The organism is Rhodococcus sp. ABRD24 (assembly GCF_004328705.1).
Classification (GTDB): domain Bacteria; phylum Actinomycetota; class Actinomycetes; order Mycobacteriales; family Mycobacteriaceae; genus Prescottella.
Genome location: NZ_CP035319.1, coordinates 4,162,480 through 4,188,519 on the forward strand (window position 1 = coordinate 4,162,480; position 26,040 = coordinate 4,188,519).

Here is a 26,040-nt window from a genome sequence, read left to right on the forward strand (position 1 = left end):
TGATCAGGATGGCGAGATGCCCGCGCTCGCGGCGTACCGGCCCAGCGGCCTTCGCGGCCGCCTGCTTCGCAGTCGTGCTCGTTGTCACCGGGTGTGGCAGTGCCGGATCGCCCACGCGGGTGCCTGTTCCGGCTGCGGTCGTGCAGCCAGACAACGCGGCCGTGATGGAACCGACCGCGCAAGCGCGGCCGGTCCGGATCCAGGCCCCGGCAATCGGATTGGACTCGGGACTGATCGACCTCGGGCTCAACGCCGACGGTACCCTCGAGGTTCCGCCCGAAGGGTTTCCGGCCGGATGGTATTCGGGCTCACCGGTTCCCGGAGAGGTCGGGCCGGCCGTAGTGGCCGGTCACGTCGATTGGGCGGGCAGTCCCGGCGTCTTCCATCGTTTACACGATCTGTTGCCGGGCGATGCGATCACCGTGACCCGCGCGGATGGGGCGCAGGCAGACTTCCGCGTCACCGCCGTCGAGGACCACGCGAAGTCGGCCTTCCCGACGGCGCGGGTCTACGGGGATCTCGATCACCCGGGGCTGCGGCTGATCACTTGTGGGGGAGAGTTCGATTCCGGTGCCAGCACCTACCGCGACAACACTGTCGTGTTCGCGGACCTGGTCACCGCCAGCCTGCCGACCACACACTGACCCCCTGCGGATGGCGGTCCCATCACGCAGGAGGTCAGCGGGTCAGGCCGAGTCGGGACGGCGCTTGCCCCAACGGAAGTATGACAGCGGGCCGATGAAGTTGATCGCGATGATCGCGGCCCACTTGCCCTTCCGGCCGTTGATTTCTTCGGGTCGGCTCCTCGCAAGATCCGTCCACGCGGTGGCGGCGAGACTCAACTGCACCGAACCCGCAGTGATGATCGCTACCCGCTGCAGGGGGCTGAGTTCTGCCCAGCGCTTCTTTGCCATGTTGCGTTCCTTTGCATCGAACGATGTAGTGGGACTGGCTCTCCATTGTTACTACACGGCGGCAGTGCGCGATTCCCCGCGCGCACATCTCAGTCGAACTGTAGCGTGACGTGCGTCCAAGATCGTGGCCATCAGGAGGGTGCAGTGGGACGGGGAAGCGGTGAGATGGCTGATCTGGTGCTGTTCGGAGATGTGCTGACGATGGACGAGTCGTTGCCGCAGGCAACGGCGGTGGCCGTGGCGGACGGTCGCATTCTCGCCGTCGGGTCCGACGCCGATGTCGCGCCGCACATCGGCCCGGCCACAGTGGTCCACGATGTCGGCGATGGGTGCATCCTCCCCGGATTCATCGAGGCTCACGGGCATCCGTTGAACGAGGCTGTAGTACTCGGCGAACCGGTCGTCGACATTCGGCCCGTCACCATTGCCGACGCCGACGGGGTGTTGGCGGCGATCGAGCGTGCCGTGGCCGAATGTGGACCCGAGGGCGCTCTGCTCAACGGTTGGGATCCTTTGCTGCAGAAGGGGTTGCCCGAGCCGACTCTGCAATGGCTGGACGGCATCTCACCCGCCGCCCCGCTGGTGATCCTGCACAATTCGGGGCACGCCGCCTACTTCAATTCCGCCGCAGCGGTCGCGGCCGGAATCACGCGCGACACCCCGGATCCCGAGGGCGCGAAGTTCGGTCGCGACGACGCCGGGGAACTCGACGGCGTCGCATACGAGATGGCCGCGGTGCTCGCTGTCGCGGGCCGGGTGCTGTCGCTGGACCCGGCCGGCTTCCCGGCGCTGCTCGCCGCCGAGTGTGCCCGAATGAACGCCGCCGGCGTCACCACGGTCAGCGAGATGGCGTTCGACCCGGCGATGCGACCGGCCCTCGCCGCCGCGGTAGAGGCCGGGGTGCTCACCACGAGACTGCGCCTGTACGAGATGTCGGACGTCTCTCGTGCATCCGACGTCGAGCCAGGTGCCGGCGATGATCTCGTCCGTCAGGTCGGTATCAAGATCTGGTCGGATGGCTCGCCGTGGATCGGCAACATTGCCCTGAGCTTCCCGTACCTCGACACGCCCGCCACCCGTGCGCTCGGTATGGCCTGCAGCCACGGGCACGCGAACTACACAGGCAAGCAGATCCGCGAGATCAGCACCCCGTACTTCGACCGCGGCTGGCAGATCGCCTGCCACGCACACGGCGATGAAGCGATCACGATGGTGCTCGACGCCTGGGAGAAGATGCTCGGTGACGATCCCCGCCCGGACCATCGTCTGCGGCTCGAACACGTCGGTGCGATGCGCCCGGACCAGTTCGCCCGCGCCGCCGCGCTCGGCGTTACGTGCAGCCTCTTCGTCGACCACCTCTACTACTGGGGCGACGTTCTGGTAGACGACCTGTTCGGCAGCGACCACGGTGGTCACTGGGCCGCCGCGGGCTCAGCGCTTGCCGCGGGCCATCGCATCTCGTTTCACAACGACGGACCGGTCACGCCCACCAATCCGATCCGGAACATCGCCGACGCTGTCACCCGCCGCTCGCGCAGCGGTCACGTCCTGGCGCCCGACGAGCGCATCCCCGTACAGGCGGCCCTGCGGGCCCAGACGGTGGATGCTGCGTGGCAGTTGTTCAGCGAGGACAGCATCGGAACGCTTGTTCCCGGATCTCATGCAGATCTGGTCGTACTCTCAGCGAACCCGCTCACGGTCGAGCCGGACGAGCTCGAGAATCTCGAGGTACGCGCTACCGTGTTCGCCGGCCGGGCGGTGTTCGGCAGTCTCTGAGCAGTCGGCCGGATCCGCGCACCGCGTGGCAGGCACTTGCTGCGCCGCCGAGCTCGAGTTCGGACGGTCGATTCGACGATTGCCGACGCACCGGCCATCGGCAGGGTTGCCGGGTGGGAGGCGGCGGCCCGCGCACGACCGGATAACATCCAGGTCGGCAGGCTGATCAGGAACGCAAGCGGCCGCCGATCGACGGTGTGATGGGAGCGGGTGTGCAGGTGCAGGAGCCAGAGCGTGGGGACGGTGCCGGTCAGGGGAATCTGATCGCCCAGCTCCCGCCCTACACCGACCTTCTGTGGCCGACTCTGCAGGCGCTGATCGCGCTGGGCGGATCGGCCTCCAACAACGAACTCGACAGCGCGGTCGTCGAGCGGCAGGAGTGGTCGCCGGAACTGCAGGGCATTCTGCACGGTGATGGGCCCGGTACCGAGGTCGAGTACCGATTGGCCTGGGCGCGTACGTATCTCAAGGGCATGGGTCTGATTGCCAACAGTCGGCGCGCGGTGTGGACGGTGACCAAGCGAGGCCGGGAGGCCGCAGAGCCTGAATTGCGTCCGCTGCTCACCGCATTCACCGCGGAGAAGCGTCGCAAGCGGCTGAGTCGTAAGTCCAATACTTCTGGTGCGCAGGCACTTCCGTTGGCCGACTTGAATTCGGATGCCGGCGCCGACCCGTCCTGTGGCGACTCCGTCGACGCCACGGCGTGGAAGCCCGCACTGCTCGACGCGATCCTGCGCATGTCGCCCACCGGATTCGAGCGACTCACTCAACGTCTGCTGCGGGAGGCTGGATTCTCGAGTGCCACGATCACGTCCCGCGGGACGGATGGCGGCATCGACGGGCTCGGGATGTGCCAGATCTCGCTGCTGAGTTTCGCGGTCGCGTTTCAGTGCAAGCGGGTCAGCGGCAGCGTCGGTGCGGGTGCGATCCGCGAACTGCGCGGTGCGATGGCCGGACGCGGGGAGAAGGGCTTGCTGATCACGACGGGTACCTTCACCAGCGAGGCCCGTGCCGAGTCACGTCGCGACGGTGCGCCGCCGGTCGACCTCATCGACGGGGACCGGTTGTGCGAGTTGCTCAAAGAGCATTCGCTCGGTGTCCACACTGCGACCCGGGTCGTCGAGGACGTGACCGTGCGCGCGGACTTCTTCGCGGGCCTCGAGTCCGACTAGGACAGGATCGCGCCCACGCAGTTGGTGAGTGTGGGTAGGCCGCTCCAGTCGTGCGGGTCGCCCCCGGCGCGGACCACAACAGTCGAACGTACAGTTGTGGATCGCCAAATGTGGGGATGAGGGGACGTCATTTCAGTGGCAGCAGAATTCGAGACGTACAGCTACCTGATTCGGTATCTGGATGGCCGGTTTCGCGAGTCGATTGCCGGTCGTCAGGTGGTTGAGCTCTTGGGATGGTTCGACGAGCTCGGGAGCACTGTTGAATCTCACGTGCTCGCTTCGAGGATCCGTGAGCAGGAGACCGCAGACCTTGTCACGGCGGTCGATGCCGAACACTCGCGACTGGCCGAGGCGCTCGAGGCGGCACTGCGGAAGATCAACCCGGCCACGATTGATGATCTTCAGTGGTGCATCGGTACCGCATCGACGATTCGTGGATGGACCCTGCTCGAGCAGGTCGGCCTCGAGCGGTTGTTGTGGATTGTCGGGGCTGCGGGAGGCGACCCGAGTGCTCCCAAGGGAGCGTACTTCGCGAGATTCTGCGCACTCGCCGTTCAATGGATTGCTGTTGAAGAGTTGCGGGGCCTGGTGAGTTTCGGTGATGCTGGCGTCGGCGCGCCGGGAGTTCAATACTTTCCGCAGTCGTCGATGGTGGCGCGGATGATGCCGATGGTGACGCACTTCCGATGGGCGACACTCGCTGCCACTCGAGAGATTCTCCTGTGTGCAGGTGACCCCGACCTCCCGCCGCGAGTGGCCGACGAGTTCGCCCACTACATCGAGTATTTCGATTCGCCAGTGTTCGGTGACGAACTCTCGGCGGTTGGTCCACCGATGTCATCGGAGCTGCGCGAGATCGCGTGCGACTGTTCGGTTGCCGCCGGTGAGCTCGCGGATATGCCGTTCGTCGAGTTGATGGCAACCCTGGATCTGACCATGCGGCCCTTTGTTCGCGTCGGAGAGGCCTTGATTCCGGCAGGCCTGCAATCCCTGAACTCGCGCTTGCACATCACTGTGTTTGCGTACCTCGCCAGGCGCCTGGGTCAGCAGCACATGTCGGCCGCCTTCGAGCATGTGTGTGCACGATTGCTCACCGAACTCGCCGGGACGGGATTTCGAGCACTCGAGTCGGGTTCGATGGTGCGCATCGAGGACGGAAATCCCGGGGAGATCGACTTCGCAGTAACAGATTCGTCGACGATCTTCGTGGGTGAAGCGAAATCGCGCTCCGATTCCCGCGATCCACATGCTGCCGAACGGAACTTCGTCAAGCAGATCACCGAGGCGATTGATCAGGTAGACAAGCGAGTCTGGGCCCTCAATGCGGGCAGCCCGCTGATCTCGGATGGACAAGAGCTGCTTCTGCGGCCCGAAGGCCGCGTCTTCGGACTAGTTGTCACGTTGCACGACTACAGCGGCGGTATTCGGAATGCGGCCGCGCTCGACATGATCCGTGCAGGCAGGTCCCACGCGCCGGCCTTCTCCGTGATGGATATCGTCCTCCTTGCCAGAACGCTCCGCGGCGCTGACGAGTTCGTCGACTATGTGAGCTTCCGGCAAGATCTACTGCACGACGGTCTCCTGTTCTCCGACGAACTCGATGCCGTCGCGGCCTTCCTCGAGGACGCCGGGGGCTATCGGTCGCAGCTCGATCAGCTGCGTGGTGTTCCCAAGGTCGCCGCGATCATGCCTCCGCGAAATGTCACCAAAGAGCAACTGCTCGAGACCGATCCGCCGGGTCTGCTCGAGCAGTGGCGTTCCACGGTGGCAGCCTTGCCGAAGTCGCAGGTCCCGGGTGCGCACAAGACGAACGGGGGCCACGAAGTCCCAACTCCGGACGATAGCGCCGCGGTTCCTGGCAGCGATCGCCCGGCCGACACTGTCGGCGGCGCATTGCAATCCATCATCGAAGCGGACGTTGCCGCGGTGAGCGCACTGGCAGGAGTCCCCGAGATCGCTGTGTTCGCTGGGCGGCCGCGGCTACGACTCGGCATGCTCGCTGACTTGCCCGCGTTGATAGTCGATCTCGATTCGCCGCGGCCACCGCGGATGTCCGGCCGCGTGGATCGGCAACGCACGGACGAGGTGCTTCGGATTCTCTCCGCCGAGGGCTTCTGCACCTTCCGGAGTTTCGAGCAGGAACCGCTTCCTCTTCTCGAAGACTGGGGCTACATTCTGTGGCCCACCCGAGTGTTCATTTATGCGGGGCGCGACGACGCGGGAGGTGATCGGAAGCTGCTGTTCCAGTCCTTCATGCCGGATCATGCGTGGCATCAAGGCGTCCTTCAGCGTCCGTCCGGGGTGTTGGCGCTGGTAGTCGGAAGCTTCACGGGTGCAGTCTCGATGAATGCCGTTGACTTCGAGGGTGCGATGGCCAGGGGTGAAGTACTTGCCGCAGCAGTGACGGGGATCTGTGCACCGTGACCAGAGTCACTCATGTGGCAGACGAAATCAGCGGGACTGTGGTGGAATAGGCGACGAATCCAACAGCGTCGGCGACGTTTCCGCCGCGACGTGCCCGCCACAGTGAGGCCGGAATCACCCGGCGATGTGAGGTTTTGCAGTGCAGGTATCCAGACGAGAACTGTTCAAGTTTGCCGCTGTCGGCACCGTTGCCGCTGGAGTGGCGGCCGTTACGGGTCCCTCCATTGCGAGTGCGGGTCCGGCGACACTCGTCGATTACTCCGCTGGCGTGCCGTCGCCGATCGGGATCCGCGCGGCCGGGCATGTCGGCGCCATCCGCTATGTCTCGGACCGTCGTCCCGGTGCCGAATGGATGCTGGGCAAGCCGATGCAGTTCGGGGAAGCCGCAGCCATGGCCGCGCTCGGCCTGCAGGTGGTGTCCTGCTATCAATTCGGCAAGGGGGAGACGTCCGACTGGCGAGGTGGCTTCGACGCCGGTGTGTGGCACGCGCGGCGCGGGCTCGAACTGCACCGCGCCGCCGGTGGTCCCGACAACGCGCCGATCTACGCGTCCATCGACGACAACCCGTCCCAGTGGGAGCGCGACAATCCGGTCCTGCAGTATCTTCGCGGCTGGGAATCGGTGGTCGGACATCACAACGTCGGCGTCTACGCGAACTCGCCGACGATCGATCGCTGCCTACGCGCGGGCGTGGGAGCCTGGTTCTGGCAGCACAATTGGGGCACTCCGGCCGGCTACGTCCATCCTGCGGCCCACCTGCACCAGTTCGAGATCGACAAGCGGAAGATCGAGGGGATCGGCGTCGATCTCAACTCGATCCTCAAGCCTGACTACGGGCAATGGTCACTCCGCAGGCCCTACTTCCTCTCATAGCGCCCCTTCTCTCGTAGCGCCCCTCGTCTCATAGCCCGCTCGCCGAAGCTGCTACGTCCGCAACGGCACGAATCAATCCAAGGATTGATTTCCCACTCGGAATCGTGCTGCTACCGGGCACGTAAAGCTAAGGTAATGGCATGTCTGTCGTCTACAACATCCTCGTCGCCGCCCACCTGCTGGGTATGGCCGCAATCGTCGGTGGTTACCTCTCGGTCCTGCAGGCCCCGCGGATCAGCGAGGTGATCGTCTGGGGTGCGCGCGTGCAGCTGCTCACGGGTCTCGCGATCGTCGGCATCGGCGAAGGCGCGCTGGACAAGGACTACAACCACATCAAGGTCGGCGTGAAGCTCCTCGTGACGCTTGTCGTCGTGGCGCTCGCCGAGATCGGCCGAGCCCGTGAGAAGCGCAGTGAGGGCAACGTGAACATTGTGCACGCGGTCGGCGTCCTCGCCATCGTCAACGCACTCATCGCGGCACTCTGGACCTGATTCGCACGCGAGTACGCGAAGCGGGCGCCCTCCGTCAGGAGGGCGCCCGCTTCGCGTCTGAGGCGGTCAGCCCGGGATGTTCGACATCTTTTCGAGCCACTCCCGAGCGTCGTCTGGAAGGCACCCCGATTCCTCCGCATGTCGGCACCAGGTCTTGGCCATCGAAAGGAAGTTCATCGGGTTGTAGGCGTCCTCCTCGTGGGACCAGAGGTTGTCGCCCGCGTAGTGCAGGATCGTGATGTTCGCTGCCCCGTGCTCGCTGCCGTCGCCGGGATCCTCCATCGGATTCTGGACCTCGCAGATCACCCATCCGCGGTTCTCGTCTATCACGTACCAGGACACCGGGAATGCAGGCATTCGGCTGCCGGGGAACGCAGTCATCGTCCGAGTCACCCAGCGGCGGATCGCTTCTCGCCCCTCGAAACTGCCGAATGCGTGCTCGACGTAGGTGGCATCCTCGGTGAACTGGTCGGCAAACATGTTCCAGTCGCCGGTCCGTGTCGCCTCGACCACCGTCTTCTGGTAGTTCTCGAAGGCGACCTCGAGTTCCTCGCGGCTCCACCCCATCGCTGCGTTCCTCCTGCTCGATTGTGGATACCCGGTTGTCGGGTCGTGCCCAGCAACCTAACCCACAATTGGAACGTGTTTCAGTTGTTTGCCGAATCGGACCATGGTGCGGTCAGGACCCGTGGAACTCGGTCCATTCACCGAACGGCGGGGGACCCTCCCCGAGAACCTTGATGCCGTGTTCGGGGGTTCCGGTCTCGGCGTCCGAGTGTTTGACGTGCATCCACTGGTATCCGGCGAGGATGTGCTCCTCCGCGGTGTTGCGGTTGACGACGACGTGGTCCCCATTGGGCCGCTGCTCGAGCAGCCAACTGCTGTTCGGGCCCGCGAGAACCCACCATTTCTCTTTGCTCATGGTCGCTACTCCCGTCCTGGAGCGACTTCACCGATGACGTAGTCAACGCTACCGCACCGGTGTGAGAGCACGCCCGGATGAAACGCAGTGAGGGAAACCTGCGATATGCCCGGTACAGGTCCGAGTCACGGACCGATTCGGTTACCGTGAACGGTCCGAAATCAGCTATGTCACGGAGGGTCTCGTGGAATTTCTCATCAACTTCCTCTACACGATCGCAACGAGCCTGTACATGGGCTCCTCGGAGAGCAGCACTTCGGGTGGCCAGACCCAGCAGAACGTGTAGGGGAAAGCGAAGCGCCATCGCCCGATCCGGCACCGTGCCGGGTCGGGCGATGGCGTACCAGCCCTCAGCCGGAGTGCTTGCCGGCCGGCTTGCTCCTGGGAATGAGGAAGGCGAACAGCAGCGCCGCCGCCGCCGCGACGATGGAGATTGCGAATGTAGCGCGGAACGCGCCGAGCGAGGGGATTGTGACGGTCCCGACGGTGATCGTCATGCCGGCGAGCACGACGCTGATGACTGCGGCCGAAACCGACGTACCGATCGAGCGCATCAGCGAGTTGAGCCCATTTGCTGCGGCGGTCTCCGATACCGGCACGGCGCCGATGATGAGGGCGGGCATCGATGAGTAGCTCAGGCCCACACCGGCACCGATCACCATGCCGCCGAGCATGATCATCCACACGGTGGACGAGGCGAAGAAGACGGATAGATAGCCGAGACCGACCACGACGGACCCGGTCATCAGGGTGACCCGCGGGCCGCGCCAGGCAGAGATCCTGGCCGACACCGGGGACAGGGCCATCATCAGGAGGCCGCCCGGAGCGAGCGCGATTCCGGCCGCGACCATCGACAGCCCGAGCCCGTATCCGGTGGACTCCGGGGCCATCAGCAACTGCGGCAGCGTCAGAGCATTGCCGTACATGGCGAAACCGATTGCGATGGATGCAAGGTTGGTGAACAGTACGGGCGGACGAGCCGAGACGCGAAGATCGACCAGAGGCCGGGTGGTTCGTAGTTGGAGGAATCCCCAGGCGACGAGCACGACGGCCGCCGCCGCCAGCATTCCCAGTGTCGTCGCGCTGCCCCACCCCCACGTACCGCCCTTGGTGATCGGTACCAGGAGCAGAATCAGTGCGACGCTGAGGCCGAGGGCCCCGGTGACGTCGAAGCGCCCGGGGTTGCGGACGGTGGACTCCGGGATCGCGAAGTAGGCGAAGACCACGCACAGGACGCCGAGGGCGGCCGAGGTCCAGAACAGCATGTGCCAGTCGGTCGACTGCGCGATCGCCGCAGCGACAGGGAGACCGATCGCGCCGCCGACACCCAACGTCGCGCTCATGACTGCCATTGCGCCGGCAACCTTCTTCGGCGAGAGCTCGTCCCGCAGGATGCTGATCCCGAGCGGGATCGCGCCCATCGATGCGCCCTGCAGCGCTCGACCGATCACGAGGGGCGCGAGAGATGAGGAGAATGCGCACACCCCGGACCCGGCGACCATGACCAGCAGGCACGCGATCAGCATGTGCTTCTTGCCGAACATGTCGCCGAGGCGTCCGCTGATCGGCGTGGTCACGGCGGCCGCGAGAAGAGTCGCCGTCACAGCCCACGATGTATCCGCCGGGCTCGCCGAAACCAGGTGCGGCAGCTGCGGAATGATCGGCACGACGAGGGTCTGCATCAGCGCGACGACGATGCCGCAGAAGCCGAGGACCGTGACGATGAGTCTCCCAGAACTCGTCGGCCCCTCGGTTGTCGGGGCGGGGGCGGCGAGATCGATCACGGGCAGACTCCTGGGAAGTGCTGAGGCGTACAAGAGTGTGTACCATACACATGATGTGCATCATGCACAAAGAAGGCGATGCCTCCGATCTAGCCGGAAAGGGTGACCGTGCTGTGTCCGACAGGAGCCCCGTGACTTCCGAGATCGAATACGAGTTGGCATTGCTTTCCCGCTACTACGCCGTCGCGAACCAGCGGCGGGGCCGACTTCTCGATCGATCCGCCTACATCATCCTCGGCCGGCTCGAGGTCGAATCTCCGGCCAGTCTCAGAATGTTGGCCGAGGCCTTCCGGCTGGACATCTCGACGGTCAACCGCCAGGTCAGTTCACTTCTGAAGAAGGGCTTGGTCGAACAGGTCGCGGATCTCGACGGCGGAGCGGCACGCAGGTTCCGGCCCACCGCACTCGGGCTGGAATGCCTCGAGGCGGACCGTGCGCTCAACGAGGAGGGCATCGAATTGGTGCTCGGCGCATGGGGGGAGGCCGATATCAGGGAACTCCGGGACTGTCTCGTCCGGTTCAACCGGTCGGTCGAGCAGTGTGAAGGGGCGCCGTGGCCGCGTCGCGACGCAGGTGACGACCAGAGCATGTCTCCTGTCGGCGGTAGCACCTAGCTTGGCGCCAGCCTGGCTGATGCCCGGCGCAGCATCGACTGCATAACCACTGGGTGGACGACGCTGACCGGCGTGAAGTAGGCGCGCCCACGCCAGCCTTTCAGCTGCACGACCGTCGTGACCCGGACGAGTTGAGTCTCGGTATCGATCGCGACGCCGGCTCGAAAGTCGAGATGCCGGTCATCGACGGAGATCAGCGCCTCTCCATCCTGAACGCGCGAAACCGCGAAGGTGTCCCGGCCACCGCGGGGTACACCGATCAGCGGAACCAGCAGCTGCCGCACTGCAAACGCGAAACGGATCCACACCGGGCCCGAGCTGGTCGCGAACACCGTCTCAGCCCACACCCGTGGATCGTCGGTGGCACCCGGCGGTATTGGTGCCGCGACGACGTCGACGAAGTCCGGGCGGGGAACGTCCTCGAGGGCGAGGGACCAAAATGCGGGAAGCGGCGGCATGCCGCAATCCTCTCCCCGGCGCCGTGGCCCGCTCAACACGGAGTGGGCTCAATCACCGCCGCTACGACGAACTCGCCCTAGGACTGCACGCGCAGGGTCGGTGAATCGGTCGGGTCGGGCTCGCCGGGCACGATCACCAGTCGCGGTCTCTGGTCGGGTGAGTGATGGAATCCTCGCCACGACAGCAGCGACCAGCGGGACAACCCGGACAGTGCGGAGCCGAGGCTTGCGAAGGACAGCGACGACATCACGGAGCCAGCCGACCCGATCGATCCGATCGACAGGATCGAGCCGACGCTACCGATCGACAGGATCGAGCCGACACTACCGATCGACAGGATCGAGCCCTCCGAGCGGATGGACAGGATGGACCGCCGCGATCGGCGGGAACGGATGGACAGGTTCTCGGTCATGCCTCGGTTTACCACGTCGCGCGACCCGCAAACTCCCGATACGCGGAGAGTCCCCGCCGAGTATCGGCGGGGACTCTCCAGGCGGTTCGGCGTCGGTGCTACGCGACCGTGAACATTCCGACCGTAGGCAGGAAACTACAGGTGATGGGTGCGGTGCCGTTCGGCTGAGTGGTCAGCGAGCCCGAGATGACCGCGAGGACGCGTCCGGGTCCGGTGTTGGCGATCGCCGACAGTGTGGCCGGGCCGTCCGGGTTGATTCGGGCCTCGGGAGTGAGGTTCTGCGTCTCACGACGGCCGTTGTCGACATTGAGCCATGTGACCGTCATGCCCTGGTTCGGAGCCGCCTTTGCGGTGCCGAGCGCGGTGAAGACGAAACCGGCCTGGCCGGCGGCAGGCCCCGGAGGAGGCAGCAGCGCGGGTCCGGGTACGGCGAGCGCGGTGCCGATGGCGTCGCTGGCCGGGGCGATGCAGCCCTTGCCGACGGTGGGGTAGAGGAACTGAGCGATGACGGGCCCGTCCTTGGGGATTTCCGGTCCGCCACCGCCGCTACCGTCGAGGAAAGTGATCACTCGCTTGAGCGTGGACTTGAGCTCGGGCGGCAGGTTTGCGGACTCGAGCAGTGCCTTGGCCTGGGCCAGCAAATCGGCCTTGGCATCGACGTCGGCGATGTCCGCCGGGGCGGCTGCGGCACCGAGGATTGCGGGGGCGAGTGACGCCAACGCATCGATGGAGATGCCCTCGGGAAGGTTGGGAGGCGTCGGCTGGGCGACGGCATTGGCCGGCACAGCGAGCGCCGCGGCGGCCGCAACTGCGCAGGCAGTGATTGCTCGTCGCATTCCTCGGTAACGAATCACGTTTCCCCATCCTTGTCATTCAGACGCGTGCTGTGCAGCGTCGATCTACCGTTCGGGCGCCGCGGCCTTAGTCGGTCGAGGGTCACTCTATGTATCCACCCCCGTGATGTACAGACCATGCCGTACGACCCGTTCGTGACCTGCGCCTTGCGGAGTCTATGCAAGCTGTGATGCATCCGCCATCGTCCGGTGACCATAGCCTGTGACGGAAGTGAAGGATGTGAATTTTGATGTAACTGTTACCGTTGATCGAGGTGTTTTCCGGCTGTTATCCAGGTCGGGTTAGGCTGACGCGACACCTGGTCCTTCCCCTCGATGCGCCACACTGGGTGCGAACTGCCAGCACACGATCACGGGAGAACGTCAGCCAGTGTCTCAGTTTTCGCGCGCTGACGGACTAGTTGGCTCTGTGTTCGGCCGCCTCGTCCGATGGGCGCCACTGCTGTTCGTCGCCTCCGTCGTCGCGCGGGTGCTGTGGATGGTGTTCACTCCCAACGGCATGAATCTCGTCGACCTGCACGTGTATGTCGACGGCTCGGCTGCACTGCTACGCGGCGACCTCTACGGCTACACCTATTCGGAGGAGACGCCCGACTTCCCGCTGCCGTTCACCTATCCGCCGTTTGCGGCGCTGGTGTTCCTCCCGCTGCACTATCTGCCGTTCGCGCTCGTCGGTGCGTGCTGGGAGATCCTGACTGTTGTCGCGTTGTACGTGCTGGCATGGATGAGCATCGAACTTCTGGTCGGCGACGACGCGCGGAGCCGTCACTGGAAGCTCGTGGCACTGCTGTGGACTGCGCTCGGGATCTGGATCGAGCCGGTCCGGACCACGCTCGACTACGGACAGGTCAACGTTTTCCTGGCGCTCGGTGCGATGGTCGCCGTGCGCAGCAGTCGTTGGTGGCTGTCGGGCGGCCTGATCGGCGTGCTCGCGGGGATCAAGCTGACGCCCGCTGTCACCGGGCTGTACTTCCTCGCCCGTCGGCGCTGGAAGGAGGCGGCGTTCTCCGCGGTCGCCTTCGTCGGCACCGTCGCCCTCAGCTATCTCGTGATCGGGCCGCAGGCGCGCGAGTACTTCACATCGCTGCTCGGTGACGCCGACCGCATCGGTCCGGTCGGATCCGCGTGGAATCAATCGCTGCGGGGCGCGCTGAGCCGTATTGCCGGCCACGACGTCGAATCCGGCATCGTGTGGATCCTTGCGGTGGCCTTCGCGGCGGTCCTCGCGACACTCGCGTGGCGCGGACTACGGCGCGACGACCGTCTGGGCACCCTGCTCGTGGTGCAGCTCCTCGGTCTGCTGGTCTCGCCGATCTCGTGGGTGCACCACTGGGTGTGGGTGCTGCCACTGCTGATCTGGCTGATCCACGGTCCCTACGCGCGACTCCTGGGTGCGCGGATCCTCGCCGGATTCTGGTTCGTCACCACGGTCGTCGGGCTGCCGTGGGTCCTGCGTCAACTCGAGGGCGAGCCGATTTCGCGGCCGGCCGTGCTGGCGTGGGCGGGCGCGGTGAACGTGCTGGGCGCGCTCGCCGTGTTCGTGTGGGTCGCGTATGCCGGGCGGCGAGAGCGGACTACGCCGACGCCGCCAGCTCGTCGATCCGCCGAGCCAACGCCAGATCCAGCTTCGTGATCCCGCCGGCGGAGTGTGTCGACAGCGAGTACGTGACCCGGCGCCAGCGGATGTCGATGTCGGGATGGTGGTCCGCGGACTCTGCGGCTTCCGCAACCCGGCCGACCAGCGCGATCGCGTCGGGAAAGCTCGCGGATTCCACGGTGCGGACCAGTGCGCCGTCGGCACGGCGCCAGTTCGGCAGATTCGTGAGTGCGGTATCGATCTCGGCGTCAGGCAGTATTTCGGCCATACCTCATGATGGTGCGATGGCGAGGGGACCGCAATGACTGGCGCAGGCGAACGGGAGGTCGTGGCCGCGGCCGTGATCCGCGACGGCCGCCTGTTGCTCGCTCAGCGCACCCGGCCGCCGGAGCTGGCCGGACTGTGGGAGTTGCCCGGCGGCAAGGTGGAGCCGGGGGAGACGCCGGCCGAGGCGCTGCGGCGAGAGCTGCGCGAGGAGCTCGGGGTGGAGGTCATCGCGGGCGATCGCGTCGGCGTCGACGTGCCGCTGCGTGACGGACTGGTGCTGCGTGCCTACCGGGCCGAGATGACCAGCGGGACGCCGGAGGCGCTCGACCATTCGGCGCTGTGCTGGGTGGATGCCGCTGAGCTGCGGGAGATCGCCCTGGTGCACAACGACCGGGAATGGCTGCCGGAGCTGGCCGCGCTGCTCGGCGGAACCTGAGGAAGCAGCCCCTGAGTCGGCTGGATTCGACTGGTCGCATCCGGACAACCCGGCCAGCACCGGCTCAGGTCAGGGCGATGTACTTGGAGTCGAGATAGTCGCTGATGCCTTCACTGCCACCTTCGCGACCGATCCCGGACATCTTGACCCCGCCGAATGGTGCGGCGACGTCGGAGATGATGCCTCGATTGACTCCGACCATGCCGGCTCGCAGTGCAGTGGCCACGCGTTTGCAGCGATCGATATCTCGGCTGTAGAAGTATGCGGCCAGCCCGTACTCGGTGGAGTTCGCGGCCGCGACGGCCTCGTTCTCGGTCTGGAAGGTGCTGATGATCGCGACTGGACCGAACACTTCCTCGCGGGTTGCCGGGGCATAGGCGTCGACCTGATCGAGGACGGTGGGCGGATAGAAGAACCCTTCGCCATCGGGGATCTTGCCGCCCAGTCGTAGCCGTGCGCCGCTGGCGAGAGCGGACTCGACGATTCCCGCGACCGATGCACGCTGGTCGGCGCTGATCAACGGTCCGAGCGTCACTCCGGCGTCGTACCCCGCGCCGAGTCGGAGCGCTGCCATTTTCTCGGTGAGCTTCGTGGTGAACTCCTCGGCGATGGTCGAGTGGACGAGGAACCGATTGGCTGCGGTGCACGCTTCACCACCGTTGCGCATCTTCGCGGCGAATGCGCCCTCGACGGCGGCATCTACGTCGGCGTCGTCGAACACGAGGAACGGCGCATTTCCGCCCAGTTCCATGGATGTCCGCTGGACACGCTCGGCGGCCTGACGCAGGAGGATCTGCCCGACGCGAGTGGAACCGGTGAAGCTGACCTTGCGGACTCGGCTATCCGACAGGATCGCGCCGGTCACGCCGCCGGCATTGGAGGTCGGAAGAACTGAAAGTACGCCCGCGGGTAGACCCGCTTCGGTGAGGACGTCGGCAAGCGCCAACATGGTCAGCGGGGTCTCGGACGCGGGTTTGACGATCATGACGTTGCCCGCCGCGAGTGCGGGCCCTATCTTGCGAGTGCCCATCGCCAGCGGAAAGTTCCACGGCGTGATGGCCAGGCATACGCCGAGGGGCTCGTGGGCGACGACGATCTGGCCCGTTCCGCCCGGTGACGTGGTGACACGACCGTTGATGCGGGTGGCCTCCTCGGCGAACCATCGAAGGAAGTCTGCACCGTATCGCGCCTCGGCGAGGCTGTCAGGGAGTGCGCGACCGAGTTCGAGGGTCATGAGCATGGCGAACTCGTCAGTCCGCTCGACGAGAATTTCGTACGAGCGTCGCAGGATGTCGCTGCGCTCACGCGTCGGCGTCGCGGCCCAAACGCTAGCGGCGGAGTGGGCAGTTTCTACTGCTCGAAGTGCGTCGTCGACAGTCGCGTCGGCCACGGATGTGAGAGTCCGCTCAGTGGCGGGGTCCGTGACGTCGAACGCCGCGCCAGTGATGGACGGCACCGACTGGCCGCCGATGCGAAGCCCCGTCGGCAGGGTCCTGAGCAGCTGCTCAGCCGAGTCAGGGTAAGTCGAATTCATCTAGATTCCTATCAGCGGGCGGTATGCGTGGTCACCACGAGTAGTCGCGCGTCTCAGGCGGAGTCCACACTCCGGCCTCGCGCAGGTGGGCGAACACCGGAGCGAAGCCCTCGAGCTCCTCTGGGCTCCACAGCGGGAAGTTGACGAGAAGGTTGGTAGCGGCGGTGTTCTTCTTGATCGAGATGAGCTTCTCGGCTACCTGTTCGGGGGTGCCGATCAGCTTCAACATGGAGCCTGCGCCGCCGAATGCCATCGTGGCCTGCTCTTCGCCCATCGACTCGTACTGTGCGCGGGACGACTCGATCGACCCGAGGACGTCGGCAGCGATCTCCTTGGTCGCCGCTGGGTTCACCGACTTGCGGAGTTGCTCCCACTCCTCTTCCGCACGACCCTCCTCCTCTCGCACCAATGCGATGGCGAACGGGCAGGTCGCAACGCGACGACCGGTTGCGGCGGTCGCCTCGGCCAGACGTGTGTCGACGGCGCGGAGTGCGTCCTCGTCGGAGGCCAGCGTGACTAGCTGATCGCAGAACTGGGCGGCGAAGGCGGCGCCTGCGGGCGAGGCGCCCGCACTGACCAGTAGCGGATTGGGTTGCTGAACCGGACGAGGCATCTTGATTCGCCCGTGCACTTTGTAGTACTCGCCCTCGACGTCGATCGGCTCGATCTCGCTCCAGAGTTTGAAGACGATGTCGGTGAACTCCGCCGCCATGTGATAGCGCTTGTCGTGCTCGACGAAGTCCTCGCCGAACAGTGCCGACTCGTCGGCGCTGAAACCGGTGACGACGTTCCATCCCCAACGTCCGTTGCTGAACGCGTCGAGGGTCGCACCCATGCGCGCGACATGCGCCGGCTTGTGATGGGTCGTGTGGAAAGTGGATATCACGCCGATGTGCTCGGTGGCGGTCAGGAGCGCCATCGCGAGTAGGGGTGCGTGGTAGGCGGGAGCCTGGTGCCCACCGAGCTCGGCGGCACGCTGGTGCCCGGACCAGTTGTCGGCGATGAACAACGAATCGAAGCCGGTTCGCTCGGCGGCCTGTGCCAGCTCGACGAGATTCGCCTTGGTCATGTCCGGGGTGCGCTGAGCGGCCTCATCCGAGTAGAGGAAGTTTGTCTTTCCGGAGGGGAAGAAGTAGCCGAGATGCAGTTCACTGTCGTCGGAGGGGCGGGATTTCACGATGCGAACTCCTGATCATTGAATAGGACGAATGGGATCCTGAGCGGTAACGCGGGAGGAGCGGTAACGCGGGAGGATTGAGAATCCCGTCGGGGGACCTCCTGCGGATCGGAGGCGCGGGCGCTGTCAACTGCCGCTTAGGTGGAAAGCAGTTCTTCGATCGTCGTGATCATCGACGGCGATGCCGTCTGTGATGGTCACCGGAGCGCTACTCGTCGGGAGAATCGGTGAAGATCGACTTCACGGGGGCGGCGAGTCCGAGGACGTGACCGATTGAAGTCGCCATGATGTAGTACCCGATCTGCAGCAGGACACCGGCAGCTTGGTCGGCCCCGGCCTCCGCACTCAACCGTGCGAGGCTCTCGCGTGCTTGCTCCCATTCGCCGCGCGCGGCCGCTGCGGAGACAACTTGCACAGCCGCTGCGCCTGCAGGGAGGTCAGGATGGTGCGGGTCGAGACTCTCGACCGCCGCGATCTCCTCACGAGTGAAGCTCAGGCGCAGAGCGCGATGCTCGTGCTGGAACAGTTCAGGCTCGGCATTGGTGGCTGCGGCGACGGCCAACGCGACGATCTCTCGGACGTTCTGGTCGACCGGAGCCGCCGAGGAGTCGGCGAACCCGACGAACGATCGAAGAGCGCCGTCGTTGTTGCCGAGGATCGCGAAGACGTCCCCGAGGTAGCCGAGGCGTTCGTACCGTGGACGCAGCAGGTCCTGCGATTCGGGTGTGAGCTCATCGAACTCGAGAGGGGTGATCGGCAGGTCGGTCGATTGCGTCATGACACAGTCCAGTCGGTGGTTGTCGGGGCGAGGCTCTCGACACACTCGTTGCGTAGTTCGCCGAGTCCCGAGATGGTGGTCGTGAGCACTTGACCGGGGCGGAGCCACGGCTCGGGGTCTTGGCCCATGGCAATTCCGGGTGGAGTCCCGAGGAAGATCATGTCGCCGGGCTGCAATGCGATGACGGTGCTGATGTACGAGACCACGGTGGCGGGACTGAAGATCATGTCGGCGCCGGTGCCGTCCTGAACCCGAACGCCGTCGACGTCAGTGGTCAGTCGCATCTCCTGGACGGGGCCGGCATCTGTAGTGAGCCATGGGCCGATCGGCGTCATGGACTCCCAGATCTTGCCCATCAGCGGCGGCCGGTTACGGAACTGCCAGTCACGTACCCCGGTGTCGTTGCCGACGCAGTAGCCCGCGATGTGGTCTTCGGCCCGGTCGACGGGTATGTGGCGTCCCGCCGTGCCGATGATGGCGACGAGCTCGACCTCCCAGTCGTTGCTGACGCTCAGGCTCGAATGCGGAAGCATGATCTGGTCGTTGGCACCGATGAGGCTCTCAGGGTATTTAGCGAAGATCGACGGGAACTCTGGTTGCGCCCGGCCGAGCTCGGCCGCGTGGGAGCCGAAGTTGAACCCGACCAGGAAGATCTTCGCCGACGACAGAGTCACGACCGGTGCGAGGTCCGTCGGTTCGAAGCTGATCGCCTCGCCGTCGGCGCGGGCCAGAGTCTCCCAGCCCTCGGTGTTGAGAAGGGCGCCAACGTCGGGCGAATCCAGCAGGATCGCGCTCGTCTCGGATTCCACGCGGGCTGCGCGGGTGCCGGTGGGGGTTCGCAAGGTTGCCAGACGCATTGTTCGAAACCTCAGTTCGTTCGTGGGCTGGACTGATGAGGAGGTGCCGGGATGGAACGCCTCGTGTGCGCCGTCACATCAGAAGTTACACACCGTATTGCGGGATGGGCAACCCGCATTGCGGGATATGATCGTACAAGGTTGGCTGCTCACGGTTTCGTCGCTCCGCATTGACGTGCGGTCGAACTTGGCGGGGTCAAGGGTGGTCTGTATACGGGGATAGGCTGAGGGCGACGACGGGAGGACGGTGAAGCATGTGTCCACGGAAATGAGCATGGATGCGCAACCCGGGGGGCAGGAATCGATCGGGCGACCTGGTGTGCAGTCTGTTCAGCGGGCCATCCAGCTACTCGAGGTTCTCGCCGCCGCTCAGTCCCCTCAGACGATGCAGAGTCTGGCGCTCAAGTTGGGATGCAGTCCGAGCACTGCCCACCGGATCGCGGTCACGCTCGCGCAGGGCAATCTGCTCGAGTTCAATCCGCTGACGAAGCGATACAGCTTGGGAGTCGGCATCACCAAGCTTGCGCAACGTCGGGCCGAGCAAATAGACCTCGGCTCGGTTGCGCAGCCATACATGGACGAATTGCGCGAGCAGGTTCTGGAGACCACGTCATTGTGGACGCGCGCCGGCGACTCCAAGATCTGTGTTGCCTGTTCGGACAGCACATACACAATTCGTCAATACCTGCAGATCGGCACTCGGGTGCCGATGGCGGATCTCAGCGCGGGATCGCGGGTTCTGCTCGCGGACGAAGATCCAGAGTCGTTACGCGCGCTCATGGCGGATTGGTATCCGGAGATGGCGAGCGACGAGATCAGCGACTTCCTTTCGAGTACTGCGTCGGTGCGTAGCACGGGCCTTTCGCTGCTGCCTGAAGAGAATGCGAACCGGGTACATCCGGATGTTTCGACGATGGCTGCGCCGGTGTTCGACAGTAGCGGGACGATCGTGGCTGCGTTGGTAGTCGCTGGACCCGTCACTCGGTTCACGGCGGATGCCATGAAGCGTGCGGCAGGTGCTGTGCTCGGCTGCGCGCGCGACATCTCGACTGCCCTTGGTGCCGGTTAGTCTGCACGCTGGGTCGCGAGATCTGAGCGGGGGCGACTGCGTGAACACTGCGATCGGCCGGGAAACACCCGGCCGATCGCAGTGACTGGATTCCGTTCAGCCGTCGCGTCAGATGGACTGCACGGGGAACGTCTCGCCCTGAATCACCGCATCGGCTTGGGCCAGCAGCTTCTGTATCTTTTCCAACCCTTCGGGTGTCGGCGTGATGAGCGGAGAACGCACCGCCGGGGACGCTAGTAGGCCCTTCTGGTGTAGAACCCACTTGGCCGGAGCCGGGTTCGTCTCGACGAACAGGAGATCGGTAAGCGGGTGCAGAGCGTAGTGAATCTCTCGCGCGCCTGCGAAGTCGCCTGCCTGCCAACGCTCGAACATGGTGGCGACGGCCTTGGGTGCAAGGTTTGCGGTGGCGCTGATGAACCCGCTCCCGCCGAGCGCCATCAGCGGCAGGCACAAGAGCTCGATGCCGGACCATACGAGGAAGTCGCGACCAGTCGCGTGCAGGACCCGTGAGAAGTGCTCGAAATCCTTGGTGGTCTCCTTGATTCCGACGATGTTCTCGTGCGCGCTGTTCAGGCGTGCGACGGTTTCTGGTGCCAGATCGACGGCGGTTCTCGACGGAACGTTGTAGATCACGATCGGCATGTCGGGGAACTCGGTGGCCACGGTCGAGTACCAGCGGAACAGTGCTTCCTGCGTCGGGCGGGCGTAGTAGGGCGTGATTACGAGCGCGGCGTCTGCACCGGCCTCGACTGCGGCCGCCGTGACCTCCAGGGTTTCGTCGAGCTTGGCAGAACCGGTGCCCGCCAGGAACGGAACGGAGTCGTCCACGACCTCGGCGACGGTTCGGATCGCGGCAATTCGCTCGGCGACGGTCTGGGAGCTCGGTTCGCCGGTCGAGCCGCCGATCGAGACGCCATGGGTGCCGCTGTCGAGGTGCCAGCGGGTGAGAGTGGCCAGGCTGCCGAGGTCCAGGCTCATGTCGTCGGCGAACGGCGTGATCAGGGGTGAAATCGAGCCGGTGATCGACTGGGGGGTGCTACGGAACTTCATGCGGTCGGTGCTCCTGTGTGATTGGCGGCGGCGACGTTTGCCACGGCGAGGTCGGCGAGTCCCATGCCCATCCCCTTGAAAACAGTCAGTCGTGGGGACGTAGGGCGCGAGGTGGCGCCAGTCAGGATGTCGCCGAGGGTGGCGACCGAAGACCAGTCGTCGCCGAAGTGGTCGATCAGCTCTTTCGACGCATTGCGTGCATTCGTCAGGTTGTCCACGACGGTGAGGTCGGAGTCGTCCAGGATGGCGCTGTCGAATTCCGCCGCGTGGGGGAGGATGGCGCCGATCGCATTGAAATGTGCGCCGTTCGCCAAGATGCCGCGTGGGAAGAACGGTTCGCGAGCGCGCGTGACTATGGTGACGATGGGGGAGTCGGCTACCGCCTCCTCCAGCGTGTTCGCGGTTTCCGCCGAGATTTCCAGATCGGTGCCGATCTGCTTGGTGAACGCCTTCCGGCTGGCAGGGGTCGGGCTCCACACGCGTACCCGGCGCAGTGACCGGACGCAGGCTACCGCTGCGACCTGCTGGAGTGCCTGTCGGCCAGTGCCGATGATGGTCATCTCGTCGGCGTCGGGCGCGGACAACGCATCGGTCGCCACTCCAGACACGGCAGCGGTGCGGATTACGCCGAGTGTGACCGACTGCATCATCGCCAGGATGCGTCCGTTGGTCGAATCGAACAGGCTCAGCAGCGACTCGGCGCCAACGGGAGTGTTGACCCAGGTCTTGAATGCGACGCGACCGGTCTCGTGATCGAATCCGCCGAGCGCGTGGGCGGCGCTCGATGGATCCCATGTGGTCATGGTCTTGGCTATGTTGCCCGCTCGGCCTCGCGCCTCGTGGTCAATCGCTGCTGCTACGGCGGAAATTGCTTCGCTCAGCTGAACGGATCGATCAACGTCGGCGTCGGTGAGCCAGGGTGGTTGATGCACGGGTGCGCCTCCTGTGATGGCGGTTGTTTCGGCTTCGTCCTGCGACGGCTACAAGGTAGTCCATCCCGCAATGCGGCATAGACATCCCCTATAGCGGATTGTACCGTGGTGTAATGCCAGTCACTACCCCTGTGCGGGCCGGCCCACCAACGTCTGTCAGGGCCATCCGAGGCCGGTCAGGCCGTTCCTTCAATGCCACTCGAAATCTGGAGATCCGACTATGAGATTCAATGACGCACAGCTTCAGCAGCCGATCGATATCGAACGGTTCCGTGAAGCGATGACCAGGTTCCCCAGCGGCGTCACCATCGTCACCACCACCGACTCGACCGGAAAGCCGCGCGGTTTCACCGCGACCTCTTTCTGTTCGCTGTCCGCCGAACCGGCCCTCGTCCTGGTGTGCGTCGCCAACACCGCCGAATGCCACGAAGTGTTTCTCTCCGCAGACCGATGGAACGTCCACTTCGTTGCGCCGGGCCAGACCGATCTCGCCATCCGTTTCGCCACGCGTGGGGCCGACAAGTTCGGCGGTGGCGTGGCGAAGACCGACGCGCTCGGCCAGCCGCACATCCTCGATTCGAGCGTCACGCTGCGGTGCGCCGCGTTTTCCAAGCATCCCGGCGGAGACCACACCATCCTCATCGGGCGCGTCGATGACGTCGAGTTCGGAAACGACGAACCGACCGTGTACCACATGCGTGAGTTCCGCAGCTTGTCCCAGGCTTCGTGACCCGCGGTATGACGAACTGCAGGTCAGTTAGCACCCGAAAGTAGAATCTCGAAAGGATCTGTCGCATGACCGTGACCAGCACCGCTTTGATCGATTCCGGAGAACTGCGAGGACGCGCGACCGACGACGGCGCGGTCCGTTCGTTCCTCGGCGTTCCGTACGCGGCACCGCCTGTCGGAGACTTCCGCTGGCGCGAACCGCAGCCGCCGTCGCCGTGGTCAGGGACGCGCGACGCACTACAGCATGCGGCGTCTGCGCCGCAGGACGCACCGCCTGCCGACTCGATCTACTACGGGGGAGAGCGGACCTTCAGCGAGGACTGTCTGTATCTCAACGTCTGGACCGGCGGCGCTGACGAGCAGCGCCCGGTCCTCGTGTGGTTCCACTTCGGCGCCTACCAGTTCGGGTCGTCGGCGAATCCGATGTACGACGGTGAGCGATTGGCCCGGCTCGGCTGCACCGTGGTCACCGTCAACCATCGTCTCGGACGACTTGGATTTCTCGCGCATCCGGATTTGTCGGCAGAGTCCGACGCGCACGTGTCGGGAAACTATGGACTGCTGGATCAGATCGCCGCGCTCGAGTGGGTGCAGCGGAACATCGCTGCGCTCGGTGGCGATCCCGGGAATGTGACGATCGGCGGCGTCTCGGCAGGGGCCAACTCGGTGCACGTGCTCCGTGTGTCCCCCCTCGCCGAGGGCCTGTTTCACAAGGCAATTGCGCACAGTGGACCGGGCCTGGCATATGAAATGGAGGGGCCGGGACATCCATCGGGTCCGCAGACGCTGGCGGCCGGTGAAGAGTCCGGCGTCGAACTGTTGCGCCTGCTCGACATCGACAGCCTGTCCCAACTGCGCGCTACTCCACTGGAGAAGGTCAACTCGGTGATGCTCCCGCGTGCGGGAGGCGCGTGGAACTTCGCCCTTGCGCCGGGTGCTGAGATCAGCCTGCACCTGTTCGACAGCGCTTATCCCGTGGTAGACGGGTATGTTCTGCCGGAGTCCCCGTTGACGGCGTATCAGTCCGGCCGGGTGCATGATGTGCCATTCCTCGTCGGCAACGTCGGAAACGAGTCATCCGGGCTGCCGTACGTGCCGGCGTTGCCTGCTTATCTGGAACACCTTCGACAGACCTTCGGTGCTGCCGCCGATCGCGCGCTCGAGGCGTACCCCGCAGTCGACGACGCGAGTGCCCAGCATGCGAGCTGGGAGCTCGAAGCCGATCGCATCTTCAACTGGTCGAACTGGGCTGCCGCCCGGGGGCACGCCGCACACTGCTCCTCGCCGCTCTGGCACTTCCGCTTCTTCCGTGAGCCTCCGATCGCGGCCGGCGACCGCATCATCGAAGCCTCATACTCCCGGGCCTTCCACGGGTCGGACGTGCTGTACGTATTCGGTACGTTCGACACGGCACGACCTACCTGGGAATGGCGTCGAACAGACCGGGAATTGTCGGACACGATGATGCGGGCCTGGGCCAACTTCGTCACCTACGGGGACCCGAACGGTAATGGCGTGCCGACTTGGCCGAGGTTGGACCCATCGGAGCCGACGACCATGCACTGGGACGAGAGCATCAGGGTCGGCGACACGGGATATCGTGACGATCGCATGGCGCTGCTAGACGAACTCAACGGCTGGCGACATTCAGAGGGTGCGACGACCTGACACCACCGGCCGACCGCTGAAGTATTCACAGACGAACAGGCCCGGAGAGCTGAGTGCTCTCCGGGCCTGTCCATCCGTGGGGTGACTACCAGGAGTAGTCGCGCTCGCTCGGCGGGCGCCACATCCCGGCGTCGCGCAGGTGATCCATGACTGGGGCGAACGATTGAAGTTCGGTCGGATTCCACAGCGGGAAGTTCAGTAGAACGTTGTTGGTGGATGTCTGTGTCTTGAGGTCGATGAGCTGTTGGGCGACCTGCTCGCTGGTGCCGAAGAGCTTGAGGATCCCTTGTCCGCTGCCCCATGCGCGGGCCGCCGCGCTGTGGCCTTGGTCTGCGAACAGTGCGCGCACCGAGTCGATTCCGCCCAAGATGTCGGCGGCTAGTTCCATGGTGGCCTCTTCGTTCAAGGAGCGGACGAGTCGCTCGTACGTCTCCTCGGCCTCGCCTTCGCCGTCACGCACGATGACGATTGTGAACGGTGTGGTTCCCAGCGGTGCGGTACGTCCCGCTTCGTGAACGGCCGCGTCGACGCGGCGGCTCGTCTCCTGCACCTTTTCGATTGTGTTCCCGGCGACGACTATCTGGTCGCAGTGTTGAGCGGCGAACTTCATTCCCGCAGGCGACCCGCCGGCGCTCACCAGGAGGGGGTGCGGCTGTTGCACCGGGCGCGGTGCCTTGATGCGTCCCTCGACCCGATAGAAGTTGCCGTGGACGTCGATAGGGTCGTCTTCAGACCAGAGTCTGCGGACAATCTCGACGAACTCGCCGGCCATCGCATAGCGCTCGTCGTGCTCTACGAGATTCTCGGCGCCGAACAGCTTGGCCTCGGGGTCGCCGAATCCGGTGACGACATTCCATCCCCACCGGCCTCCGCTGAACGCATCGAGAGTGGCTCCCATCCGCGCGATGTGGGCAGGTTTGTGATGCGTCGTGTGCATGGTTGTGATCACCCCGATGTGCTCGGTCGCGGCGAACAGGCCCATAGCAAGTAGCGGCGCGTGGTACTTAGGCGATTGATGCCCCGCGCGCTCGGCTTCACGCTGATGACCAGACCAGCTGTCAGCGATGAACAACGCATCGAAGCCGGTCTGCTCAGCGGCCCGGGCCATGTCCAGAAACACGGACTTCGACAACGGTGGAGTCGCCCGTGCTGCTTCGTCCGACCAGACGTGGTCGGTTTGGCCGGTAGGGAAGAAGTAGGTCAGCCCGAGTTCGTCCGGGTTCTCGTTCTGGCGCTTCATTCGTGTCTCA

The 26,040-nt window shown here is 65.0% G+C and carries 27 protein-coding genes; 12 read left to right on the forward strand and 15 right to left on the reverse strand.

Annotated features, from left to right (window positions below; genetic code table 11):
* Positions 1 to 8 precede the first annotated feature (8 nt).
* Positions 9 to 644, forward strand: a complete 636-nt coding sequence (locus ERC79_RS18625) for a class F sortase (protein WP_242676635.1) — start codon at positions 9 to 11, stop codon at positions 642 to 644.
* Positions 645 to 686: 42 nt separating this feature from the next.
* Here the strand turns inward: ERC79_RS18625 and ERC79_RS18630 are convergent, their stop codons facing one another.
* The gene (locus ERC79_RS18630) at positions 687 to 914 is read right to left on the reverse strand and encodes a hypothetical protein (protein WP_131579887.1); all 228 of its coding nucleotides are present in this window, start codon (positions 912 to 914) and stop codon (positions 687 to 689) included.
* A 165-nt stretch (positions 915 to 1,079) separates the two neighbouring features.
* On the opposite strand from ERC79_RS18630, the gene ERC79_RS18635 reads away from it, so the two are divergent.
* From ERC79_RS18635 to ERC79_RS18655, 5 genes are all read left to right on the forward strand, one after another.
* Positions 1,080 to 2,690 carry an amidohydrolase gene (locus ERC79_RS18635; protein WP_131581316.1) on the forward strand — a complete coding sequence of 537 codons (1,611 nt, stop codon included), beginning with the start codon at positions 1,080 to 1,082 and terminating at the stop codon, positions 2,688 to 2,690.
* Between the two features lie 212 nt (positions 2,691 to 2,902).
* Positions 2,903 to 3,862: a restriction endonuclease gene (locus ERC79_RS18640; RefSeq protein ID WP_242676636.1), complete on the forward strand. Its 960-nt coding sequence runs from the start codon at positions 2,903 to 2,905 to the stop codon at positions 3,860 to 3,862.
* Between the two features lie 135 nt (positions 3,863 to 3,997).
* On the forward strand, positions 3,998 to 6,286 hold the full coding sequence (locus ERC79_RS18645) for a hypothetical protein (RefSeq protein WP_131579889.1): 2,289 nt from the start codon (positions 3,998 to 4,000) through the stop codon (positions 6,284 to 6,286).
* 139 nt (positions 6,287 to 6,425) lie between these two features.
* Complete coding sequence (locus ERC79_RS18650) at positions 6,426 to 7,160, forward strand: DUF1906 domain-containing protein (protein ID WP_131579890.1); 735 nt, start codon at positions 6,426 to 6,428, stop codon at positions 7,158 to 7,160.
* 140 nt (positions 7,161 to 7,300) lie between these two features.
* Positions 7,301 to 7,651, forward strand: coding sequence for a hypothetical protein (locus tag ERC79_RS18655; protein WP_131579891.1), 351 nt, complete (start codon positions 7,301 to 7,303; stop codon positions 7,649 to 7,651).
* Between the two features lie 66 nt (positions 7,652 to 7,717).
* Here the strand turns inward: ERC79_RS18655 and ERC79_RS18660 are convergent, their stop codons facing one another.
* The 3 genes from ERC79_RS18660 to ERC79_RS18670 form a co-directional block, all read right to left on the reverse strand.
* On the reverse strand, positions 7,718 to 8,218 hold the full coding sequence (locus ERC79_RS18660) for a nuclear transport factor 2 family protein (RefSeq protein ID WP_131579892.1): 501 nt from the start codon (positions 8,216 to 8,218) through the stop codon (positions 7,718 to 7,720).
* Between the two features lie 112 nt (positions 8,219 to 8,330).
* Positions 8,331 to 8,573 carry a maltose regulon activator MalT gene (locus ERC79_RS18665; protein ID WP_131579893.1) on the reverse strand — a complete coding sequence of 81 codons (243 nt, stop codon included), beginning with the start codon at positions 8,571 to 8,573 and terminating at the stop codon, positions 8,331 to 8,333.
* Between the two features lie 350 nt (positions 8,574 to 8,923).
* On the reverse strand, positions 8,924 to 10,357 hold the full coding sequence (locus ERC79_RS18670; protein WP_242676637.1) for an MFS transporter: 1,434 nt from the start codon (positions 10,355 to 10,357) through the stop codon (positions 8,924 to 8,926).
* Positions 10,358 to 10,419: 62 nt separating this feature from the next.
* On the opposite strand from ERC79_RS18670, the gene ERC79_RS18675 reads away from it, so the two are divergent.
* Positions 10,420 to 10,971, forward strand: a complete 552-nt coding sequence (locus ERC79_RS18675; protein WP_207390365.1) for a MarR family winged helix-turn-helix transcriptional regulator — start codon at positions 10,420 to 10,422, stop codon at positions 10,969 to 10,971.
* Here the strand turns inward: ERC79_RS18675 and ERC79_RS18680 are convergent.
* The 3 genes from ERC79_RS18680 to ERC79_RS18690 all read right to left on the reverse strand — a co-directional run bounded on the left by ERC79_RS18680 (position 10,968) and on the right by ERC79_RS18690 (position 12,678).
* Positions 10,968 to 11,429 carry a DUF2867 domain-containing protein gene (locus tag ERC79_RS18680; RefSeq protein ID WP_131579895.1) on the reverse strand — a complete coding sequence of 154 codons (462 nt, stop codon included), beginning with the start codon at positions 11,427 to 11,429 and terminating at the stop codon, positions 10,968 to 10,970. The genes ERC79_RS18675 and ERC79_RS18680 overlap by 4 nt on opposite strands.
* A gap of 77 nt (positions 11,430 to 11,506) precedes the next feature.
* Positions 11,507 to 11,842 carry a hypothetical protein gene (locus tag ERC79_RS18685; RefSeq protein WP_131579896.1) on the reverse strand — a complete coding sequence of 112 codons (336 nt, stop codon included), beginning with the start codon at positions 11,840 to 11,842 and terminating at the stop codon, positions 11,507 to 11,509.
* A 98-nt stretch (positions 11,843 to 11,940) separates the two neighbouring features.
* Positions 11,941 to 12,678 carry a hypothetical protein gene (locus ERC79_RS18690; protein WP_131581320.1) on the reverse strand — a complete coding sequence of 246 codons (738 nt, stop codon included), beginning with the start codon at positions 12,676 to 12,678 and terminating at the stop codon, positions 11,941 to 11,943.
* 457 nt (positions 12,679 to 13,135) lie between these two features.
* Here ERC79_RS18690 and ERC79_RS18695 point away from each other — a divergent pair, with 457 nt between their 5' ends.
* Positions 13,136 to 14,329 (forward strand): mannosyltransferase, encoded by a 1,194-nt coding sequence (locus ERC79_RS18695; protein ID WP_242676908.1) that lies wholly within the window; start codon positions 13,136 to 13,138, stop codon positions 14,327 to 14,329.
* On the opposite strand, the gene ERC79_RS18700 is transcribed toward ERC79_RS18695, so the two are convergent.
* Complete coding sequence (locus tag ERC79_RS18700; RefSeq protein WP_131579897.1) at positions 14,271 to 14,561, reverse strand: 4a-hydroxytetrahydrobiopterin dehydratase; 291 nt, start codon at positions 14,559 to 14,561, stop codon at positions 14,271 to 14,273. The genes ERC79_RS18695 and ERC79_RS18700 overlap by 59 nt on opposite strands.
* A gap of 33 nt (positions 14,562 to 14,594) precedes the next feature.
* Here ERC79_RS18700 and ERC79_RS18705 point away from each other — a divergent pair, with 33 nt between their 5' ends.
* Positions 14,595 to 14,996 (forward strand): (deoxy)nucleoside triphosphate pyrophosphohydrolase, encoded by a 402-nt coding sequence (locus tag ERC79_RS18705; RefSeq protein ID WP_131579898.1) that lies wholly within the window; start codon positions 14,595 to 14,597, stop codon positions 14,994 to 14,996.
* Between the two features lie 64 nt (positions 14,997 to 15,060).
* Here ERC79_RS18705 and ERC79_RS18710 read toward each other — a convergent pair whose 3' ends face one another.
* The 4 genes from ERC79_RS18710 to ERC79_RS18725 form a co-directional block, all read right to left on the reverse strand.
* Positions 15,061 to 16,530, reverse strand: coding sequence for an NAD-dependent succinate-semialdehyde dehydrogenase (locus ERC79_RS18710; protein ID WP_131579899.1), 1,470 nt, complete (start codon positions 16,528 to 16,530; stop codon positions 15,061 to 15,063).
* 31 nt (positions 16,531 to 16,561) lie between these two features.
* On the reverse strand, positions 16,562 to 17,707 hold the full coding sequence (locus tag ERC79_RS18715) for an LLM class flavin-dependent oxidoreductase (protein ID WP_131579900.1): 1,146 nt from the start codon (positions 17,705 to 17,707) through the stop codon (positions 16,562 to 16,564).
* 208 nt (positions 17,708 to 17,915) lie between these two features.
* Positions 17,916 to 18,485 carry a carboxymuconolactone decarboxylase family protein gene (locus ERC79_RS18720; RefSeq protein ID WP_131579901.1) on the reverse strand — a complete coding sequence of 190 codons (570 nt, stop codon included), beginning with the start codon at positions 18,483 to 18,485 and terminating at the stop codon, positions 17,916 to 17,918.
* Positions 18,482 to 19,342: a fumarylacetoacetate hydrolase family protein gene (locus ERC79_RS18725; protein WP_131579902.1), complete on the reverse strand. Its 861-nt coding sequence runs from the start codon at positions 19,340 to 19,342 to the stop codon at positions 18,482 to 18,484. The genes ERC79_RS18720 and ERC79_RS18725 overlap by 4 nt, the downstream gene beginning before the upstream one ends.
* Positions 19,343 to 19,661: 319 nt before the next feature.
* Between ERC79_RS18725 and ERC79_RS18730 the strand changes: the two genes are divergently transcribed.
* Positions 19,662 to 20,411, forward strand: a complete 750-nt coding sequence (locus ERC79_RS18730; RefSeq protein WP_165497171.1) for an IclR family transcriptional regulator — start codon at positions 19,662 to 19,664, stop codon at positions 20,409 to 20,411.
* Positions 20,412 to 20,519: 108 nt separating this feature from the next.
* On the opposite strand, the gene dapA is transcribed toward ERC79_RS18730, so the two are convergent.
* Entirely contained in the window at positions 20,520 to 21,461 is a 942-nt protein-coding gene (gene dapA, locus ERC79_RS18735; protein ID WP_131579904.1) for a 4-hydroxy-tetrahydrodipicolinate synthase, read from the reverse strand.
* Entirely contained in the window at positions 21,458 to 22,264 is an 807-nt protein-coding gene (locus tag ERC79_RS18740) for an ornithine cyclodeaminase family protein (protein WP_242676638.1), read from the reverse strand. The genes dapA and ERC79_RS18740 overlap by 4 nt, the downstream gene beginning before the upstream one ends.
* Before the next feature lie 349 nt (positions 22,265 to 22,613).
* Here ERC79_RS18740 and ERC79_RS18745 point away from each other — a divergent pair, with 349 nt between their 5' ends.
* Positions 22,614 to 23,123, forward strand: a complete 510-nt coding sequence (locus ERC79_RS18745; RefSeq protein WP_131579906.1) for a flavin reductase family protein — start codon at positions 22,614 to 22,616, stop codon at positions 23,121 to 23,123.
* A gap of 65 nt (positions 23,124 to 23,188) precedes the next feature.
* Positions 23,189 to 24,790, forward strand: a complete 1,602-nt coding sequence (locus tag ERC79_RS18750; protein ID WP_131579907.1) for a carboxylesterase family protein — start codon at positions 23,189 to 23,191, stop codon at positions 24,788 to 24,790.
* A gap of 85 nt (positions 24,791 to 24,875) precedes the next feature.
* Here the strand turns inward: ERC79_RS18750 and ERC79_RS18755 are convergent, their stop codons facing one another.
* On the reverse strand, positions 24,876 to 26,030 hold the full coding sequence (locus ERC79_RS18755; RefSeq protein WP_131579908.1) for an LLM class flavin-dependent oxidoreductase: 1,155 nt from the start codon (positions 26,028 to 26,030) through the stop codon (positions 24,876 to 24,878).
* Positions 26,031 to 26,040 lie beyond the last annotated feature (10 nt).

Excerpts from the sequence above, each read along its gene's own strand:
- ERC79_RS18625 (WP_242676635.1), top strand. The coding sequence starts at position 9 with ATGGCGAGATGCCCGCGCTCGCGGCGTACCGGCCCAGCGGCCTTCGCG.
- ERC79_RS18630 (WP_131579887.1), bottom strand. The coding sequence starts at position 914 with ATGGCAAAGAAGCGCTGGGCAGAACTCAGCCCCCTGCAGCGGGTAGCG.
- ERC79_RS18635 (WP_131581316.1), top strand. The coding sequence starts at position 1,080 with ATGGCTGATCTGGTGCTGTTCGGAGATGTGCTGACGATGGACGAGTCG.
- ERC79_RS18655 (WP_131579891.1), top strand. The coding sequence starts at position 7,301 with ATGTCTGTCGTCTACAACATCCTCGTCGCCGCCCACCTGCTGGGTATG.
- ERC79_RS18660 (WP_131579892.1), bottom strand. The coding sequence starts at position 8,218 with ATGGGGTGGAGCCGCGAGGAACTCGAGGTCGCCTTCGAGAACTACCAG.
- ERC79_RS18665 (WP_131579893.1), bottom strand. The coding sequence starts at position 8,573 with ATGAGCAAAGAGAAATGGTGGGTTCTCGCGGGCCCGAACAGCAGTTGG.
- ERC79_RS18675 (WP_207390365.1), top strand. The coding sequence starts at position 10,420 with ATGCACAAAGAAGGCGATGCCTCCGATCTAGCCGGAAAGGGTGACCGT.
- ERC79_RS18680 (WP_131579895.1), bottom strand. The coding sequence starts at position 11,429 with ATGCCGCCGCTTCCCGCATTTTGGTCCCTCGCCCTCGAGGACGTTCCC.
- ERC79_RS18685 (WP_131579896.1), bottom strand. The coding sequence starts at position 11,842 with ATGACCGAGAACCTGTCCATCCGTTCCCGCCGATCGCGGCGGTCCATC.
- ERC79_RS18690 (WP_131581320.1), bottom strand. The coding sequence starts at position 12,678 with ATGCGACGAGCAATCACTGCCTGCGCAGTTGCGGCCGCCGCGGCGCTC.
- ERC79_RS18700 (WP_131579897.1), bottom strand. The coding sequence starts at position 14,561 with ATGGCCGAAATACTGCCTGACGCCGAGATCGATACCGCACTCACGAAT.
- ERC79_RS18705 (WP_131579898.1), top strand. The coding sequence starts at position 14,595 with ATGACTGGCGCAGGCGAACGGGAGGTCGTGGCCGCGGCCGTGATCCGC.
- ERC79_RS18710 (WP_131579899.1), bottom strand. The coding sequence starts at position 16,530 with ATGAATTCGACTTACCCTGACTCGGCTGAGCAGCTGCTCAGGACCCTG.
- ERC79_RS18720 (WP_131579901.1), bottom strand. The coding sequence starts at position 18,485 with ATGACGCAATCGACCGACCTGCCGATCACCCCTCTCGAGTTCGATGAG.
- ERC79_RS18725 (WP_131579902.1), bottom strand. The coding sequence starts at position 19,342 with ATGCGTCTGGCAACCTTGCGAACCCCCACCGGCACCCGCGCAGCCCGC.
- dapA (WP_131579904.1), bottom strand. The coding sequence starts at position 21,461 with ATGAAGTTCCGTAGCACCCCCCAGTCGATCACCGGCTCGATTTCACCC.
- ERC79_RS18740 (WP_242676638.1), bottom strand. The coding sequence starts at position 22,264 with ATGACCACATGGGATCCATCGAGCGCCGCCCACGCGCTCGGCGGATTC.
- ERC79_RS18745 (WP_131579906.1), top strand. The coding sequence starts at position 22,614 with ATGAGATTCAATGACGCACAGCTTCAGCAGCCGATCGATATCGAACGG.
- ERC79_RS18750 (WP_131579907.1), top strand. The coding sequence starts at position 23,189 with ATGACCGTGACCAGCACCGCTTTGATCGATTCCGGAGAACTGCGAGGA.
- ERC79_RS18755 (WP_131579908.1), bottom strand. The coding sequence starts at position 26,030 with ATGAAGCGCCAGAACGAGAACCCGGACGAACTCGGGCTGACCTACTTC.